The following is a 16067-nucleotide window of genomic DNA, read 5'->3' on the forward strand; positions in this document are numbered from 1 at the left end:
GGGCGGGCGGCGCCTTAGGGGCGGTCGTCCTCGATGTAGTAGCGGATGTTGTCCTCGAAGCTGTCGTCGGCGGACATGCCGAGGCGCAGGGCCTTTTCGGGGCGCAGATCGAAGCGCCAGCCCTTGACGATTTCCTGGATCACCGGATCGTCGTTCCAGGTGATGAGGGCTTCGGCCTCGGGGCCTGCCACGGCGGTCATCGCGTCGATGCACTGGCGGATGGTCCACATCCGGCCCGGAAGCTGGACGGCGCGGTTGGGGCCGAAATCTTCGGCCGGAACTTCGGCACCGATGATGAGGTTCTCGACGCATTTGCGCGGCGAGAGGTAGTAGTGCGGGAAGCTGTCATCGACCGGGCAGTTGGCCGCCACGCCGTTGAGCGGCTCGCGGAAGATCGACGACATGAAGGAGGAGGCGGCGAGGTTGGGCTTGCCGGGGCGCACCGAGATGGTGGGCAGGCGGAAGGCGCGGCCGTCGATGAAGCCCTTGCGGGAGTAGTCCGTCACCATCATCTCGCCGATGGCCTTTTGCGCGCCATAGGAGGTTTGCGGGTTCAGCGAGGAGAAATCGGTGATCGGGTCGGGCGTGTCGCCGCCGTAGACCGCCATGGACGACGAGAACACCACCACCGGCTTGGTGCCGAGGGCGCGGGCGCGTTCGAGCACGTTGATGGTGCCGTGCATGTTGATGTTCCAGCCAAGGTCGAACTCGGCTTCGGCCTGACCGGAGACGATGGCGGCCAGCAGGTAGATCACATCGGTATCGGCGGTGATGGTGGCTTCCATCGAGGCGGGGTCGGTGATGTCGCATTTCACGGTGTCGACGGTGAAGGGCGCGTCGATGGCGGTGGGGGCGATCACATCGGCGAGGGTGATGCGGGAGATTTCCTTGCCGCGCAGGGTGCCCTTGGCGGCGAGGGCCTGGGCGAGTTTCTGGCCGACGACGCCTGCGCCGCCGATGATGAGGATGTTCATTTGGGATCTCCTTGGAAGATGTCGGGCACGAGGGCGCCGGGGGCGCAGATGACCTTGGCGGCGAGCGCCATGGCGGCGCGGGCGGCCTCTTGCGGTGTTTCGTTCTGGGCCAGCCCGGCGAGGAAGCGGGCGGCGAAGCTGTCGCCTGCGGCGGTGCTGTCCACCACCTTTTCGACCGGCTCGACGGCGATTTCGGTGATGCCCTCGGGGGTGGCAAGTGTCAGCGCGCTGGCGCCGTTCTTGACGGCGATGATCTGCGCGCCGGCCTCGCGGTAGCGGGCGATTGTGTGCTCGGGGGTGGCATCGCCGAACAGGGCGGTTTCCTCATCGAAGCTGGGCAGCACGATGGAGGCGGCAGAGGCCCCTTGGGTGAGGCCGCGCTTCATGGCGTTTTCGTTTTCCCAGAGGCGGGGGCGCAGGTTGGTATCGAAGCTCACGGTGGCGCGGGAGGAGCGCAGGGCGTTGCACAGGCGGCTGCGCTGATCGGGGGCGAGGATGGCCAGCGTGATGCCGGAAAAGTGGATCATCTCGGCCTGGGCGAAGGTGGCGGCGAGCCACTCGGTATCTTCCCCCAGCAGGCGGGCGGCGGAGTTGGAGCGCCAGTAGGAAAAGCTGCGCTCGCCGCCTTCGGTGGCGATCATGTAGAGGCCGACCGTGCGATCCGGGATTTCGCGCAGGGCCGGGGTGACGCGCTCGGCCTTCATGAAGGCGGTCATTTCGGCGGAGGTGGCATCGGTCCCGACGGCGGTGGCGTAGCTGACATCCCAGCTTTCGGGCAGGCAGCGGCGGGCATACCACGCGGTGTTGAAGGTATCGCCTGCGAAGCCGCGGCGATAGGTGTCCGGCCCGGTCTGGGCCAGCTCGACCATGCATTCACCGATGCAGAGGAAGCGGCTCACAGGATGACCTGATGCTCGGCCTGGCCGGTGGCCTCGGGGTCGAGCAGGTAGGTGCAGCCGTCTTCGGGGGCCGGGTCAGGGTCTTGCTGGATGGCGGTGGTGACGTAGAGCTGGTTTAGCTCGGGGCCGCCGAAAGCCGGGCAGGTGGTGTTCTTGCCGGGCACCGGGAGGGCGCGCAGCTCGGTGCCGTCCGGGGCGTGGACGGTGACCTTGGAGTGGCCGTATTGCGCGATCCAGAGGTTGCCCTCGCTGTCGCAGACGGCGCCATCGGGGCGGTGGGTTTCACCGGGCAGGGTGAGCCAGGGCTCGGGGTCGCCCTTGGGCCAGCCGTGCTCATCCAGCGCCACGCGCCAGATCTTGCCTTCCGGCGTGTCGGCGATCCACGCCGTGGTGCCATCGGGGGAGAAGCAGGTGCAGTTGGGGATCGACCAGTTGTCCCAAAGCTGGCGCAGTTCGCCGCGATAGTAGCGGTAGTAGGCGCCTGCCCCCTTCTCCTTCTGGCAGCCCATGGTGCCGATCCAGAAGCCGCCCTGCGGGTCGGCGCGGCCATCGTTGGAGCGGGTTGCCGGGTTGTCGGCTTCCAGTGCCACGATCTCTTCGCGCTCGCCGGAGGTGAGGTTGAAGGTGAAGAGCGCGGCGTCAGAGGCGATGAGCAGGGTGTCGCGGTCGACCCAGCCTGCGGCGGAGACGAAGTGCTGGAACTCCCATGTGAAGGTCTGGCCGCGCCGCTGGGTGTGCATGTGGTGCTTGTTGATGTCGAACCAGAAGAACTCGCCGCGCTCGGGGTGCCAGAGCGGGCCTTCGCCAAGGTTGCATTGGGTGTCGTCGTAGAGGGTCATAGCAGGCCTCGTTGGGAGAGGTTGCGCATGAGGGCGGAGGTGCCGAAGGTCCATTCCGGCGCCTCGGTGGAGAGGCGCACGGTGTTGGTGAGGGTGCCCAGCAGCGGGGTGGAGATGGAGACGGTGTCGCCCGGGTGGTGGGTGAAGCCCTGGCCCGGCGCGTCACGGTCCTTTACCGGGGCGAACATGGTGCCGAGGTAGAGGAAGAAGCCGTCGGGGTATTGGTGGTGGCGGCCGATGGTTTGCTGCACGATTGAGGCGGGGTCGCGGGAGATTTTTTCCATCGAGGAGCTGCCTTCGAGGGTGAAGCCATCGGTGCCGGTCACGCTCATGGTGAGGTGGGCGCGGCGCACATCGTCGAGGGAGAAACGCTCGTCGAAGAGGCGCAGGAAGGGGCCGAGGGCGGCGGAGGCGTTGTTGTCTTTCGCCTTGCCGAGCAGCAGGGCGGAGCGGCCTTCCACGTCGCGCAGGTTCACATCGTTGCCGAGGGTGGCGCCGACGATCTTTCCGGCGGAGGAGACGGCCAGCACCACCTCGGGCTCGGGGTTGTTCCAGCTCGACATCGGGTGCAGGCCGACGGCGGCGCCGTAGCCCACGGCGGCCATGGGCTGGCACTTGGTGAAGACCTCGGCATCCGGGCCGATGCCGACCTCGAGATACTGGCTCCAGAGGCCCTCCTTCTGGAGTACCTCCTTGACGGCCATTGCCTTTTCACTGCCCGGCTCGATCCCCGAGAGGCTTTCACCGATGTGGCTTTTCACGCGGGCGCGGATTTCTTCGGCGCGGTCGGCATCGCCCGCGGCGCGCTCTTCGATCACCCGCTCGACCATCGACTCGGCAAAGGTGACGCCGCTGGCCTTGATGGCCTGAAGATCCGCCGGGGCGAGCAGGCGGAGGGCGTCGGGGCCTGCGGCCTCTGTTGAGGCTTCGGCCAGTTCCTCGAAGGTGCACAGAAAGTTGCCGGGCGCGGAGCGGGCCACGCTGGCGGGGTCGGGCTGCTCGAGCAGGGCCTGCATCGTGGGGATCGCCTTGGAGGTGATGTCGATCACCCGGTCGGCCTCAAGGCGCACCACGCAGGGGCCGACTCCGGGTTTCCAGACGCGGGCGGCGAGAACCGCCTGATCGCTATTCTGCGGCAGCATTTTGCACCTCGTTTGTTGGCGGCAGAAGCTTGCCGGGGTTGAGGATGTTGCGTGGATCAAAGGCTTGCTTGATCGCGCGCATGTAGGCAAGGGCGGCGCCGTGCTCGGCTGCCATGTAGCGTTGTTTGCCAAGGCCGATGCCGTGCTCGCCCGAGACGGTGCCGCCAAGGCGCAGCGCGGTCTTGGCGAGCGCCCCGGTGAAGGCCTCGGCGCGGCGCATCTCGTCGGGGTCTGACGGGTCAACGCTGACGCCCGCATGAAAGTTGCCATCGCCGACATGGCCGATGATGGTGGAGGTCAGGCCCATCGCGACGGCGTCTTTCTGGGCTTGCAGCACCGCCTCGGCCAGCCGCGAGATCGGCACGCAAACATCGGTTGGCCAGAGGTGCTTGCCCGTGCCGAGCGCGGCGGAGGCATAATGCGCCTTGTGGCGCATGGCCCAGAGGGCGGTGCGGTCTTCTGCCTTTTCGGCCACTTGCCAGCCGGAGGCGCCGAAGTCTTCCGCGATCATCCCGAAGGTTTCGGCCTGTTCGGCCACGCTGGCGGGGGTGCCGTGGAACTCAAGGAACAGATGCGGCTCTTCCGGCAAGCCCGCGCCGGAATAGGCGTTGAAGCCCTTCACCATCATCTCGTCGAGCAGCTCGATCCGGGCCATCGGCAGGCCGGACTGGATGGTGGCGATGACGCAGTTCACCGCGTTTTCCACCGAGTCAAAGCGGCAGGTGGCGGCGCTGGTGGCCTCGGGGATGCCCTGAAGGCGCAGGGTCAGTTCGGTGATGATGCCGAGCGTGCCCTCGGAGCCGATCAGCAGGTGGGTGAGGTCATAGCCGGTGGAGCTTTTGCGGGCCTGCGTGCCGGTGCGGATCACGGTGCCGTCGGCCATCACCGCCTCAAGGGCGAGGATGTTCTCGCGCATGGTGCCGTAGCGCACGGCGGTGGTGCCGGAGGCGCGGGTTGCGGCCATGCCGCCGATGGAGGCATCGGCGCCCGGGTCGACCGGGAACATCAGGCCGGTGGCGCGGAGTTCTTCGTTGAGGCGAAGGCGGGTGATGCCGGGCTGGACGGTGCAGTTGAGATCTTCGGGGCGGGTCTCGATGAGCGCAGCCATGCGGTTCATGTCGAGGGAGATGCCGCCGGAGGTGCAGAGGTGTTGACCTTCGAGGGATGAGGCGGCGCCGTAGGGGACGACGGGGCAGGATTCCTCGTGGCAGATTTTCAGGATCTGGCTGACTTCATCGGTGGTTTCGGGGAAGGCGACCGCGTCTGGCAGGGTGTCGGGGTAGTAGGTTTCGTTCTGGCCGTGCTGGTCGCGCACGGCGCCGGAGGTGACGAGACGGTCACCGAGGAAGGCGAGGCGGGTGATGGCGTTTGGGATCGTCATTTGAGGAAACTTGCGTAGAGGGCGAGGGCGACCACGGCGAGCAGCGAGGCGGCCATGGCGTAGTTGATCTTGCGATGGGCGCTCTCGGGCAGGTTGAGGCGGTGCAGCGTGGCCCCGGCCCAGAGCCAGCCGAGGTGGATGGGCACCCAGACGGCGTTGATGATGAGCACCTTGGCGATGGTTTCGAGCACCAGATTGTCGGGCGCGAAGGGGAAGCCGGCGTAGAGCGCGGTGTTCACCGCATAGGCCTTGGGGTTGATGGTTTGCAGCAGCACGCCGTTGAGGATGCCCGGCGCCGTCTTGGCCTCGACGAAGGCGATCTTGCTGCCCGCGAAGGCGATCTTGGCGGCAAGATAGCAGAGGTAGGCCACCGAGGCGACGGTGAGCACGATGCGGATGGCGGGCACGGAGAGGACCACGGCGGCGAGGCCGGTGATGACGGCGAAGCCCACGAGGTTGTTGCCGATGAAGAGGCCGGTGACGTAGCGCAGGCCGGGCTTGAAGCCGAAGCCCGAGCCGACACCCGCCGTTGTCAGCACGCCCGGGCCGGGGGTGATGATGAGGAAGAGGACGGCGGCGGCGAAGGTCAGCATCTCAGAATTCCAGTTGGACCTTCATGGCGCGGGACTTGTCGGAGGCGGTTGCGAAGGCCTCGGCATAGTCGGCCAGCGGGAAGCTGTGGGTGATGAGGGGGGTCACGTTTATCAGGCCCTTCTGCATGAGGGCGACGGCCACGGCGAATTCTTCGTGGAAGCGGAAGGAGCCTTTGAGGGCGAGTTCCTTGGCGGTGACCTGCATCATCGGCACCGACATGTCGCCGGAGAGGCCGAGCTGCACGAGGGTGCCGCGGGGGCGCAGGGCGGAGATGCAGGCGGCAAGGGCCTGCGGGGCGCCGGAGCATTCGATCGCGGCGTCGAAATAGCCCTTGTTGGCGGTGTAGGGGGCGAGGGCCTCGGGGTTTTGGCTCGTGTTCAGCGTGAGGTCGGCGCCGGAGGTTTGGGCGGCGGTGAGGGCGGGGGCGGCGATGTCGGTTGCCACGATTTCACCGGCCCCGGCGCGGCGGGCGGCGAGGATGCAGAGCTGGCCGATGGGACCGCAGCCGGTGATGAGCACGCGCTTGCCGAGGAGGTCGCCCGCCTCCCGGGTGGCGTGGAGGCAGACCGCCAGCGGCTCGGCCATGGCGGCCTGCGCGGGGGTGAGGCCGGTGGCGGGGACGCATTGGGAGGCCATGGCCACGAGGCTTTCGCGGAAGGCGCCCTGGATGTGGGGGAAGGGCATGGCGGAGCCGTAGAAGCGCATGTTGAGGCACTGGTTGGGCAGGCCGCGCAGGCATTGCTCGCAGGCGGCGCAGGGGCGGGAGGGGGAGACGGCGACAAGGTCTCCGACGGCGAGGCCCTCGACACCCGCGCCGAGCGCGGTGATCTCGCCCGCAACCTCATGGCCAAGGATCATCGGCTCGCGCAGCTTGACGGTGCCGAAGCCGCCGTTGTGGTAGTAATGCAGATCAGACCCGCAGATGCCGCCGCGGGCCATGCGCAGCGCAACCTCGCCCGGGCCGGGCGCAACGGCTTCGCACTCCTCGAGGCGCAGATCATGCGCCCCATGGGCATACAGTGCCTTCATCGACGTGACTCCTCCCAGAGCGGGGCGGTTGCATGCCGCCCCAAATGGTATACCATTTGCATGAAGGCTCGGCCCCCGATTGTCAACGGGAGGGCGGGCGCGTGGGAGGACTTATGAAGATTTTTGACCTGACCGGGCGCTGGGCGCTCGTCACCGGCTCGTCGATGGGCATCGGAGCGGCGCTGGCAAAGGGGTTGGCCGAAGCCGGGGCCTCTGTGGTGCTGAACGCGCGCAACGGGGCGCGACTGGAAGAGGCGGCCGAGGGGTTGCGCGCTGGCGGGGCCGAGGTGGAGACGCTGGCCTTTGACGTGACCGATGCAGGCGCGGTGCGCGAGGCGGTGGAGGGCTATGGCAAGCCGATCAACATTCTGGTGAACAACGCCGGGATGCAGCATCGCGGGCCGCTGGAAGATTTCGAGCCGGAAGACTTCGACCGGCTGATGCGCACCAATGTGAACTCGGCTTTCTACGTGGGGCAGGCGGTGGCGCGGGGGATGATCTCTCGCGGGGCGGGGAAGATCATCAACATCGCCTCGGTGCAGAGCCTGCTCGCCCGGCCCGGCATTGCGCCCTACACGGCCTCGAAGGGGGCGATCACCAACCTCACCAAGGGGATGGCGACCGACTGGGCGAAGCACGGGCTGAACTGCAACGCGATTGCGCCGGGGTATTTCGACACGCCGCTGAACGCGGCGCTGGTGGCGGACCCGGAGTTCAGTGCATGGCTCGAAAAGCGCACCCCTGCGGGGCGCTGGGGCCGCGTGGAAGAGCTGGTGGGGGCCTGCGTGTTTCTGGCCTCGGATGCGGCAAGTTTCGTGAACGGGCATACGCTGTTCGTGGATGGCGGGATTACCGCCAGTCTTTAGGTTTTCGGGGAGGAAAACATGGCAGACAAACCGACCGTCGGGTTCATCGGCGTGGGATTCATGGGCCACGGGATGGCCAAGAACATCCTGAAGGGCGGCTATCCGCTGGTGGTGAAGGGCAACCGCAACCGGGTGCCGGTGGAAAGCCTGGTGGGCATGGGCGCGAGCGAAGCCGCCAGCCCGCGCGAGATGGCGGAGCAATGCGACATTATCCATATCTGCCTTGGCAACTCGCCGCAGGTCGAGGCAGTATTCGAGGGCGAGGATGGCATTTTGGCGGGCGCAAGGCCGGGGCTGATCGTGGTGGAATGCTCCACCGCCGATCCGGTGAGCACGATGAAGCTGGCCGCCGCACTGGAGGCCAAGGGCGGCAAGCTGGTGGATGCACCGCTGGGCCGCACGCCGAAGGAGGCCGAGGAAGGCACGCTGGATGCGATGGTGGGCGCGGATGACGAGAGCTACGCCAAGGTGCTGCCGGTGATCGAATGCTGGGCGGGCACCATCAACCACCTTGGCCCCACCGGGAACGGGCACAAGATGAAGCTGCTGATGAACTTCATCTCGATGGGCTATGCCTCGCTTTATGCCGAGGCGGCAGTGCTGGGGGCCAAGGTGGGGATCACGCCGAAGCAGTTTCAGACGGTGATCGGCGGCTCGCGGCTGGGCAACGGGTTTTTCGAGACCTTCACCCGCGGCTGCGTGGGGCGCGAGGCGGAGGTGCACAAGTTCACCATCCAGAACGCCAACAAGGACCTGCGCTACGTGAACTCGATGGCCGCCGATGCGGGTGTGGTGAACGTGGTGGCCAGCGCGGTGCGGCACTACTTCAACCATGTCGAGGCGATCGGTGCGGGGGGCGATTTTGTGCCCTTCGTCACCGACCATGTGGCCCGGTTGAACGGGATGGACATGGCGGAAGAAGCCAAGAAGTGACGCGGTAGCGCCGCGGGCCCACGTGCCTGCGGCGCGCGCTTTGCCGGGGTGCCAGAGAACGGCTGGTGCCGAGGGTGGCGGCTGCGGGATTGGATATTTGCAGCAAGAAAATGAACAGGGGTGCGTGTGACCTGCTTGCCCTGCGCCCGGCTGCGTGATCGGATCACCCCATGCGAGCCGCGTTGAAAGCCATTGGTGTGGGGGTGCTCCTGCTGCTTGTTGCGGCGGGGGGTGCGGCCTGGGTGAAGCGCGAGGAGGTGGCGCGGCTCTGGGCGGTGCAGAAGCTGTTCGACCCGGAGCGGATTATCTGGAACTTCGGCCATATGGGCGCGCTGTTTCATGCGGTGGAGCTGCCGATTGGCCCCGGCGATGCGGTGCAGCCGATGCTGGCGGGAGAGGCCGTGCCGCTGCCGGCCGGGTCGCAGGAGAGGATTGCGGCGCGGCGGATCACCGGGATCGTGGTGCTTTCGGAAGGGCTGATGACCCATGAGAGCTACCACGAGGGCACTGGGGCGGAGGATTTGCGGATCTCGTGGTCGGTGGCGAAGAGCTATGTTTCGGCGCTGGTGGGCATATTGCTGGATGCCGGGGAGATCGAAAGCCTCGACGATCCGGTGACGCGCTATGCGCCCGCGCTTGCGGGCGGCGCCTATGACGGGGCGCGGATTGGCGATGTGTTGCGGATGCAATCGGGGGTGGCCTTCAACGAGGACTATTTCGATTACTGGTCCGATATCAACAAGATGGGCCGGATCATGGCGCTGGGCGGCTCGCTCGACAGCTTTACCGCCGGGCTTGACGGGCGCGCCGGGCCGCCCGGCGAGATCTGGCGCTACGTGTCGATGGACACCCATGTGCTGGGCATGGTGATGCGGGGCGCGACCGGGCAGGACATGGCGACGCTGCTGGGCGAGCGGTTGCTTAAGCCGATGGGGCTGGAGGGGCGGCCGACGCTGCTGACGGATGCGCGCGGGCAGGGGTTTGTGCTGGGCGGGCTGAACATGATGCTGCGGGATTATGCGCTGTTCGGGCTGCTCTACCTGCAGGACGGGCGGCTGGGCGAGCGGCGGATCGTGCCCTATGACTGGGTGCGGGAGAGCACCGTGCCGAGCGCCAACACCGCGCCCGGGGCAACGCGCTACGGGCTGCACTGGTGGATCCCGAAGACCGGAGAAGGAGAGTTCATGGCGGCGGGGATCTACGGGCAGTACATTTACGTGAACCGGCCGGCGCGGGTGGTGATTGCCGTGAGCGCGGCGGACCCGGGCTTTGGGCAGGAGGCGGTGCGGGACGGGATGATTGACTGGTTCCGCGAGATTGCCATTGCCAACGTGGAGGCGCGCTGATGACGGCGCTGGACAAGTTTGCCCCGGTCAACGTGCTGGGCGGCGCGCTGGAGCCCTGCTCGAACGATCCGGTGACCGGGTTCTTCCGCGACGGGCATTGCAACTCCTGCCTTGCGGATGCCGGCAGCCACACGGTCTGCGCGGTGATGACGGCGGAGTTCCTGGCCTACAGCAAATACGTGGGCAACGACCTGACCACGCCGATGCCGCAATACGGGTTCGAGGGGCTGAAGCCGGGGGACCGCTGGTGCCTGTGTGCCAGCCGGTTCATGCAGGCCCATGACGAGGGCTGCCCGCCCGAGGTTGTGCTGGAGGCGACCCACCAGCGGGCGCTGGAGATCGTGCCGCTGGAGCTGTTGCAGGCGGTTTCGATCAAATAAATTTGTCGCCTTTTCGTGTGGTTACGCGTTTGGGGCAAAAAACTTCGGGGCGTAAGTGAATAATTCGGGCGGTGCCTGCGTATCCTCTGTGACAGCCGATGAGCGCCGTCACCGAAATGACCACGTAGATGATTAACCCAAAGGACAGACAGATGACCCGTATTCTTCCCCTCTCCGCCGTTCTTCTTGCCATGGCCGCCCCGGTGCTGGCCGCTGGCTCCGACAGCACCACCCCGCCCTCGACCACCTCGACCACGACCAAGTGCGAGAAGGGCCAGGTGTTTGACGAGAAGACCGCCAAGTGCCTCGACGCCAAGTCGGAAGCCGTCACCGATGACGACCGCTACAACGCCGCCCGCGAGCTGGCCTACAACGGCAAGTACGACCGTGCGCTGATGGTGCTGGCCGCTGCCGAGAACCAGAACGACCCGCGCATCCTGAACTACAAGGGCTTCACCCACCGCAAGATGGGCGAGACCGAGGTGGCGATGAGCTTTTACCAGGCGGCGCTGAAGGTGGACCCGGATTACATCCTTGCCCGCTCCTACATGGGCCAGGGGCTGGCCGCGTCTGGCGATCTGGCCGGGGCCACCGAGCAGCTCGAAGAGATCGCCCTGCGCGGCGGTCAGGAGACCTGGGCCTACGCCAGCCTGATGAACGCGATTGGCGGGGTGGCGGTGGATTATTGATCCCGATGCCTCTCTACGGGGCGGGCGGAGAGCCTGCCCGCCCCGACCTGCCGACCGCCCGGGCGCATTTTCGCGCGGGCGGTTGCATCGTGACCGGGCCTCGGTTTCTATCGGGCCACGCGGACCAGGGGGTTCGCACCGCCCCGAGGAGGCCGCAGATTGCAGCCCGACGCGACAGATTTTCAGGCCGAACTCCTGGCCAGCCTTCCCCGGCTGCGGCGCTTTGCGCTCAGCCTGACCCGCCACCCTTCAGAGGCCGATGACCTTGTTCAGATGACTTGCGAGCGCGCCATAACCAACGTGGGAAAGTGGAACCCGGAGCAGCCGCTGCTGCCGTGGCTCTACACCATGGCGCGCAATCTCTGGACCTCGGAGATGCGCAAGCGACAGGTGCGGGTGGGCGCGGGCACGGTGCCCGCCGAGGAGGCGAGCGAGTTGGTGAGCCATGCGGGCGGCGAGGAGGCGACGCGGGCCGGGCAGGTGATGGCGCAGGTGATGGCGCTGCCGGAAGGGCTGGCTTCGGTTCTGCTGCTGGTTTCGGTCGAGGGGCACAGCTATGCCGAGGCGGCGGCGATCCTTGATATTCCGGCGGGCACGGTGATGTCGCGGATGTCGGCGGCGCGGCAGAGGATGCGTGCGGCCCTGGCGGGGGAGGCGGCGTGATGGATGATCGCTTTGACCGGATTTCGGCCTATCTCGACGGCGCGCTCGGCGCGGAAGAGGCCGCCGCGCTGGAGGCCGAGGCCGCCCGCGACCCCGAGCTTGCTGCGGAGATCGAGGCCGCGGGGGCGCTGGATGGCGAGATTGGGGCGGCCTTCGACAGCCTGCTGGAAGCGCCCTTGCCGGCGGCGCTGATGTCGGCGGTGTCGGCCACCACGACGCCGGGCACGCGGATGGAAAGCGCGCGGCCGACGGTGGCCGGGGCGGCCGAAACCGGCGCAGACCCGGTGGAGGCGCCGCAGGTGGCAGAGGCCGAGCCTGGCGCTCCGGGGCAGCAGGCGCTGGGCGGGGCCGATTTGGCGCTGACCGAGGCCCCGGCGGTGGGCGGCATCCCGCCCGGCGGGGCGGCCCCGCGCGAGGACTCCATTCCGCCGGCGTTCGGCCCGGCCAACCTGGACCGGCGTCCGATTTTCTCGGCCTCGATTGCAGCGATCCTGGCGCTGCTGATGGTCGGGGCCGGGGCGGGGGCGCTGATGACGCGGGCCTTCGCGCCCGGTGAGGAGCTGGCCGACGGCCATGCGACGCGGGGCTGGATGGACGAGATTGCGGATTATCACCGGGTCTATGCCCGGCAGGTGGCGCATCTGGTGGAGGTGCCCGCGAGCGAGCAGGCGCATATCGAGGCCTGGCTCGGCAAGGAAACCGGCGTGGCGTTCAAGGTGCCGGAACTCAGCGCTTCGGGCTTTGCGTTTCAGGGGGCACGCCTGCTGGTGGCGGGCGGCAAGCCGGTGGCGCAGCTGCTTTATACCGATGCGGGCGGGCAGGTGATGGCGCTTTGCGTGCTGGCGCGTGAGGGCGAGGGCAGCGAGGAGTTCACGCCGCGCAGCTTTGACGGGGTCGAGATGGTGCGCTGGCTTGCGCCGGGCGCGGCCTGGGTCGCGGTGGGCGAGCCGGGGATGGACCTTGAGGCCGTGGCCCGGGAGGCGGCGCTGGAGGTGTGAGCCTTGCGGCGGTGCGCCCGGGGTTGGTGGCGGAGTGGGGGCGCTGCCCCCACACCCCCGGAGATATTTGTGGCAAGAAAATGGGGCGGGGTGGGGCGAAAATTTTAGGTAAGTTCTAGGAGATTGGGCCGCCCGGCGGGGGTGCCGGACGGCCCGTTTTCTAGTCACGCAGCTTCACGAGGTCGGAGAGCAGGCCGGCCGTGCCGTTGTGGACGGTGAGCCGCTCGACCTTGGAGGCCACGGTTTCGAGCGCCTCCAGCTCCTTCAGCCGCAGCATGACGGGGTTGTCCGCCATGACCTTGGCCGTGTTGTGCAGCGCCCGGACCGCGTTGGTCTCTTCGCGCCGACGGATGACGTTGGCCTCGGCCTCCTTCTCCGCCGCCACGACGCGGTTGAGGATTTCGCGCATCTCGCCGGGAAGGATCACGTCCTTCAGGGCGATCTCCGCCACCTCGAGCCCGAGCTCGGCCATGGCGGTGCGCACCTCGCCCGCTGCCGTCTCGTCGACCGCAACCTTGTCGGCCAGAAGCTCATCGAGGCTGAGCGCCCCGAGGGTCTTGCGGAAGGCGAGCGCCAGCGCCCGGTGGAGCGCCTCGGCGTAGTCCTTGCTCACGCTCACCGCGCGGCGGGCGTCGACCACCCGGTAGGTGGCCGAGAGGTTGACCCGCAGCGTCACCCGATCGCGGGTGAGGATCTCGTGACCGGTGACCTCATGGGCCCGCCAGCGGAGATCGACGGTGGTGACACTCGACCTGGCGCCGACCGTCCAGAGCCGGTGCAGACCGGGGGGAAGGTCGCCCGCGAGCGCGCCCTCGGTGAAGAGCAGGCCGGTGTGGGCCTCGGGCACGGTCACGGGGGTGAAGGCCTTGGTGATCGTGGCCGCCTCCAGCCGGTCTCCCAGCGCCTTGGGCACGAGGGGGCCGTCGACCGCGAAGCGCTCGACCTCCCAAGGGCCCGCGTCCGTCCAGACGGTGATCCGGTGGCCGGGGTGGAGCAGGCGCCAGGGCCAGCCATCGCGCGAGATCAGCACCACCTCGGCCTCCTCGGCCCGGACCTCGGTGAGGTGGGCCTTGTGCAGCTCGGGGCGTGCCCGCTTGAGGGCGTCGCACCAGGACGAGACGAAGGCAGGGTTTGCCTCGATGTCATACCGATGCAGCGTGGTGCCCTTGCGCCGCAGGCGGTAGTGCCCGGCGGTCAGCATGGAGGCGAACCGCCCGTGCCGCAGCACGAGCACACGCTCGGTTTCGGTGACGGTGACGGGGATGGTCCCGGTCAGGTAATCTATCATGGTCATTGTCTCGTTCCTTCTTCGCTCTGCTATCGCACGCGCGATCTCCTTGTGGGTTCTGTTAGTTGCGCCCGGATTGGACGGCAGGTGTGGTGCCCCCTCGAGAGGGGCGGATGGGGTGGAGCCCGAGGCCGCTCCGGCCATGGCACGCGGGCGGGCGGTGCGGGGAGAGGGCGTGGCGTGATGCGGGTGGGGCTTGGGGATCGTTCCCGTCGCCCGGCCCGCACCGGCCCGTGCCGTCACCCGCCGCCGGCTCGTGGCCAGGGTCGGGCGGAGCCTTGCCGCCCCCTTGCCCGAAGGCGCAGGATTGGCGCGGACCCACCCGACAGGGCGGCCCCGGAACTCCGTGATCAGATGTGCCGCTCGCGCGGCAGCCAGTACCTGAAACTGGTGGCCTTTTGAGGGCCGGTGTGATGGCGGGAATCGAACCCGCTACACCCAGATTAGAAGTCTGGTGCTCTAACCGAATGAGCTACATCCATGGCGCACGTGAGAGGAGCTGAACCCCCGTCCTCCGGGGCGGACCCCGGCGCTCTTCCAACTGAGCTACACGCGCATCCCGCAGGGCTGCGCCGGGTTCGGCATACGGACAGGGCAGGGCCTTGCCGCACCGGACGGGGGATCACACCCCGAGCCGCTGAACTCCGACCGCTACGAGCGGGAGGGGCCGTTTAGCCGGGGCGGGTGATTCTGCCTCGTGAAATATGCTGTCACAGAGCGTGTAGTTGTACGGGTGCAACAGGTGTAGGGCGGGACTTGTCCCGCCCTCGGGCGGATCAGCCCATCGCGCTCATGTCGACGCCGAGCGCCTTGGCGACGGTGAAGATGTCCTTGTCGCCGCGTCCGCACATGTTCATGACCAGCAGGTGATCGGAGGGCAGGGTGGGCGCGTATTTGATGACGTGGCCGAGGGCGTGGCAGGGCTCGAGCGCGGGGATGATGCCCTCGGTCTCGCAGCAGAGCTGGAAGGCTTCGAGCGCCTCGGCGTCGGTGATCGACACGTATTTGGCGCGGCCCGTCTCGTGCAGCCAGGAGTGCTCGGGGCCGATGCCGGGGTAGTCGAGGCCCGCCGAGATGGAGGAGCCTTCGAGGATTTGCCCGTCTTCATCCTGCAACAGGTAGGTCCGGTTGCCGTGCAGCACGCCGGGGCGGCCGCCGGAGAGGGAGGCGCAGTGCTCCATCTTGTCGTTCACGCCCTTGCCGCCGGCTTCGACGCCGATGATCTCGACCTCCTTGTCGTCGAGGAAGGGGAAGAACAGGCCCATGGCGTTGGAGCCACCGCCGATGGCGGCGACGAGGCTGTCGGGCAGGCGGCCTTCGGCCTCCTGCATCTGCTCGCGGGTTTCCTTGCCGATGATGGCCTGAAAGTCGCGGACCATGGCAGGATAGGGGTGCGGGCCGGCGACGGTGCCGATGCAGTAGAAGGTGTCGCGCACGTTTGTCACCCAGTCGCGCAGGGCGTCGTTCATCGCGTCCTTCAGGGTGCCGCGCCCGGAGGTGACGGGGATGACCTCGGCACCGAGAAGGCGCATGCGGAAGACGTTGGGGGCCTGCCGCTCGACGTCATGGGCGCCCATGTAGACCACGCATTGCAGGCCGAACTTCGCGCAGACCGTTGCGGTGGCCACGCCGTGCTGGCCGGCGCCGGTTTCGGCGATGATGCGGCTCTTGCCCATGCGGCGGGCGAGGATGATCTGGCCGAGCACGTTGTTGATTTTATGCGCGCCGGTGTGGTTCAGCTCGTCGCGCTTGAAGTAGATCTTCGCGCCGCCGAGCCGCTCAGAGAGGCGCTCGGCGTGGTAGAGCGGGCTGGGGCGGCCGACGTAGTGCTTCCACAGGAAGTTCATCTCGGCCCAGAACTCGGGGTCGGTCTTGGCGTGCTCGTAGCGCTCTTCGAGTTCGAGGATCAGCGGCATCAGGGTTTCGGACACGAAGCGCCCGCCGAAATCGCCAAAGCGGCCCTTTTCATCGGGGCCGGTCATGAAGCTGTTGAGCTGTTCGGTCATCGCGCGGACTCCTTGGTGCCCCGCGCTCTGTCGCGCGGGT

The 16067-nt window shown here is 67.6% G+C and carries 16 protein-coding genes and 1 tRNA gene; 7 read left to right on the forward strand and 10 right to left on the reverse strand.

Annotated features, from left to right (window positions below):
- Window positions 1-14 precede the first annotated feature (14 nt).
- The 7 genes from denD to GTH22_RS18710 are packed head-to-tail and all read right to left on the reverse strand — an operon-like array spanning window position 15 to window position 6858.
- Window positions 15-974: a D-erythronate dehydrogenase gene (gene denD / locus GTH22_RS18680; protein ID WP_252947098.1), complete on the reverse strand. Its 960-nt coding sequence runs from the start codon at window positions 972-974 to the stop codon at window positions 15-17.
- Entirely contained in the window at window positions 971-1873 is a 903-nt protein-coding gene (locus GTH22_RS18685) for a PfkB family carbohydrate kinase (RefSeq protein WP_252947099.1), read from the reverse strand. Before GTH22_RS18685 ends, denD begins: the two co-directional genes overlap by 4 nt.
- A complete protein-coding gene (locus tag GTH22_RS18690) occupies window positions 1870-2712 on the reverse strand; it encodes an SMP-30/gluconolactonase/LRE family protein (RefSeq protein WP_252947100.1) in 843 nt (280 codons plus the stop codon). Before GTH22_RS18690 ends, GTH22_RS18685 begins: the two co-directional genes overlap by 4 nt.
- Window positions 2709-3854 carry a fumarylacetoacetate hydrolase family protein gene (locus tag GTH22_RS18695; RefSeq protein ID WP_252947101.1) on the reverse strand — a complete coding sequence of 382 codons (1146 nt, stop codon included), beginning with the start codon at window positions 3852-3854 and terminating at the stop codon, window positions 2709-2711. Before GTH22_RS18695 ends, GTH22_RS18690 begins: the two co-directional genes overlap by 4 nt.
- Window positions 3838-5235, reverse strand: coding sequence for an FAD-binding oxidoreductase (locus GTH22_RS18700; RefSeq protein WP_252947102.1), 1398 nt, complete (start codon window positions 5233-5235; stop codon window positions 3838-3840). Before GTH22_RS18700 ends, GTH22_RS18695 begins: the two co-directional genes overlap by 17 nt.
- Window positions 5232-5828, reverse strand: a complete 597-nt coding sequence (locus GTH22_RS18705) for a LysE family translocator (RefSeq protein WP_252947103.1) — start codon at window positions 5826-5828, stop codon at window positions 5232-5234. The genes GTH22_RS18700 and GTH22_RS18705 overlap by 4 nt, the downstream gene beginning before the upstream one ends.
- Before the next feature lies 1 nt (window position 5829).
- The gene (locus GTH22_RS18710) at window positions 5830-6858 is read right to left on the reverse strand and encodes an L-idonate 5-dehydrogenase (protein WP_252947104.1); all 1029 of its coding nucleotides are present in this window, start codon (window positions 6856-6858) and stop codon (window positions 5830-5832) included.
- A gap of 113 nt (window positions 6859-6971) precedes the next feature.
- Here GTH22_RS18710 and GTH22_RS18715 point away from each other — a divergent pair, with 113 nt between their 5' ends.
- From GTH22_RS18715 to GTH22_RS18745, 7 genes are all read left to right on the forward strand, one after another.
- Complete coding sequence (locus GTH22_RS18715) at window positions 6972-7724, forward strand: SDR family oxidoreductase (protein ID WP_252947105.1); 753 nt, start codon at window positions 6972-6974, stop codon at window positions 7722-7724.
- Between the two features lie 18 nt (window positions 7725-7742).
- Window positions 7743-8657 carry an NAD(P)-dependent oxidoreductase gene (locus GTH22_RS18720; protein ID WP_252947106.1) on the forward strand — a complete coding sequence of 305 codons (915 nt, stop codon included), beginning with the start codon at window positions 7743-7745 and terminating at the stop codon, window positions 8655-8657.
- A 170-nt stretch (window positions 8658-8827) separates the two neighbouring features.
- A complete protein-coding gene (locus GTH22_RS18725; protein WP_252947107.1) occupies window positions 8828-10003 on the forward strand; it encodes a serine hydrolase in 1176 nt (391 codons plus the stop codon).
- Entirely contained in the window at window positions 10003-10383 is a 381-nt protein-coding gene (locus GTH22_RS18730; RefSeq protein WP_252947108.1) for a DUF2237 family protein, read from the forward strand. Before GTH22_RS18725 ends, GTH22_RS18730 begins: the two co-directional genes overlap by 1 nt.
- 152 nt (window positions 10384-10535) lie before the next feature.
- Window positions 10536-11072, forward strand: a complete 537-nt coding sequence (locus tag GTH22_RS18735; protein WP_252947109.1) for a tetratricopeptide repeat protein — start codon at window positions 10536-10538, stop codon at window positions 11070-11072.
- Between the two features lie 159 nt (window positions 11073-11231).
- Window positions 11232-11735, forward strand: a complete 504-nt coding sequence (locus GTH22_RS18740; RefSeq protein WP_252947110.1) for an RNA polymerase sigma factor — start codon at window positions 11232-11234, stop codon at window positions 11733-11735.
- Window positions 11735-12733 carry a hypothetical protein gene (locus tag GTH22_RS18745; RefSeq protein ID WP_252947111.1) on the forward strand — a complete coding sequence of 333 codons (999 nt, stop codon included), beginning with the start codon at window positions 11735-11737 and terminating at the stop codon, window positions 12731-12733. The genes GTH22_RS18740 and GTH22_RS18745 overlap by 1 nt, the downstream gene beginning before the upstream one ends.
- A gap of 160 nt (window positions 12734-12893) precedes the next feature.
- Here GTH22_RS18745 and GTH22_RS18750 read toward each other — a convergent pair whose 3' ends face one another.
- The 3 genes from GTH22_RS18750 to trpB all read right to left on the reverse strand — a co-directional run bounded on the left by GTH22_RS18750 (window position 12894) and on the right by trpB (window position 16027).
- A complete protein-coding gene (locus GTH22_RS18750) occupies window positions 12894-14027 on the reverse strand; it encodes a slipin family protein (protein WP_252947112.1) in 1134 nt (377 codons plus the stop codon).
- Between the two features lie 475 nt (window positions 14028-14502).
- Window positions 14503-14577 (reverse strand) — tRNA-OTHER (locus GTH22_RS18755).
- A gap of 220 nt (window positions 14578-14797) precedes the next feature.
- A complete protein-coding gene (gene trpB, locus GTH22_RS18760; RefSeq protein WP_252947113.1) occupies window positions 14798-16027 on the reverse strand; it encodes a tryptophan synthase subunit beta in 1230 nt (409 codons plus the stop codon).
- Window positions 16028-16067: the final 40 nt, after the last annotated feature.

The sequence above is a fragment of the Oceanicola sp. 502str15 genome, from assembly GCF_024105635.1.
Taxonomy (GTDB): Bacteria; Pseudomonadota; Alphaproteobacteria; order Rhodobacterales; family Rhodobacteraceae; genus Vannielia.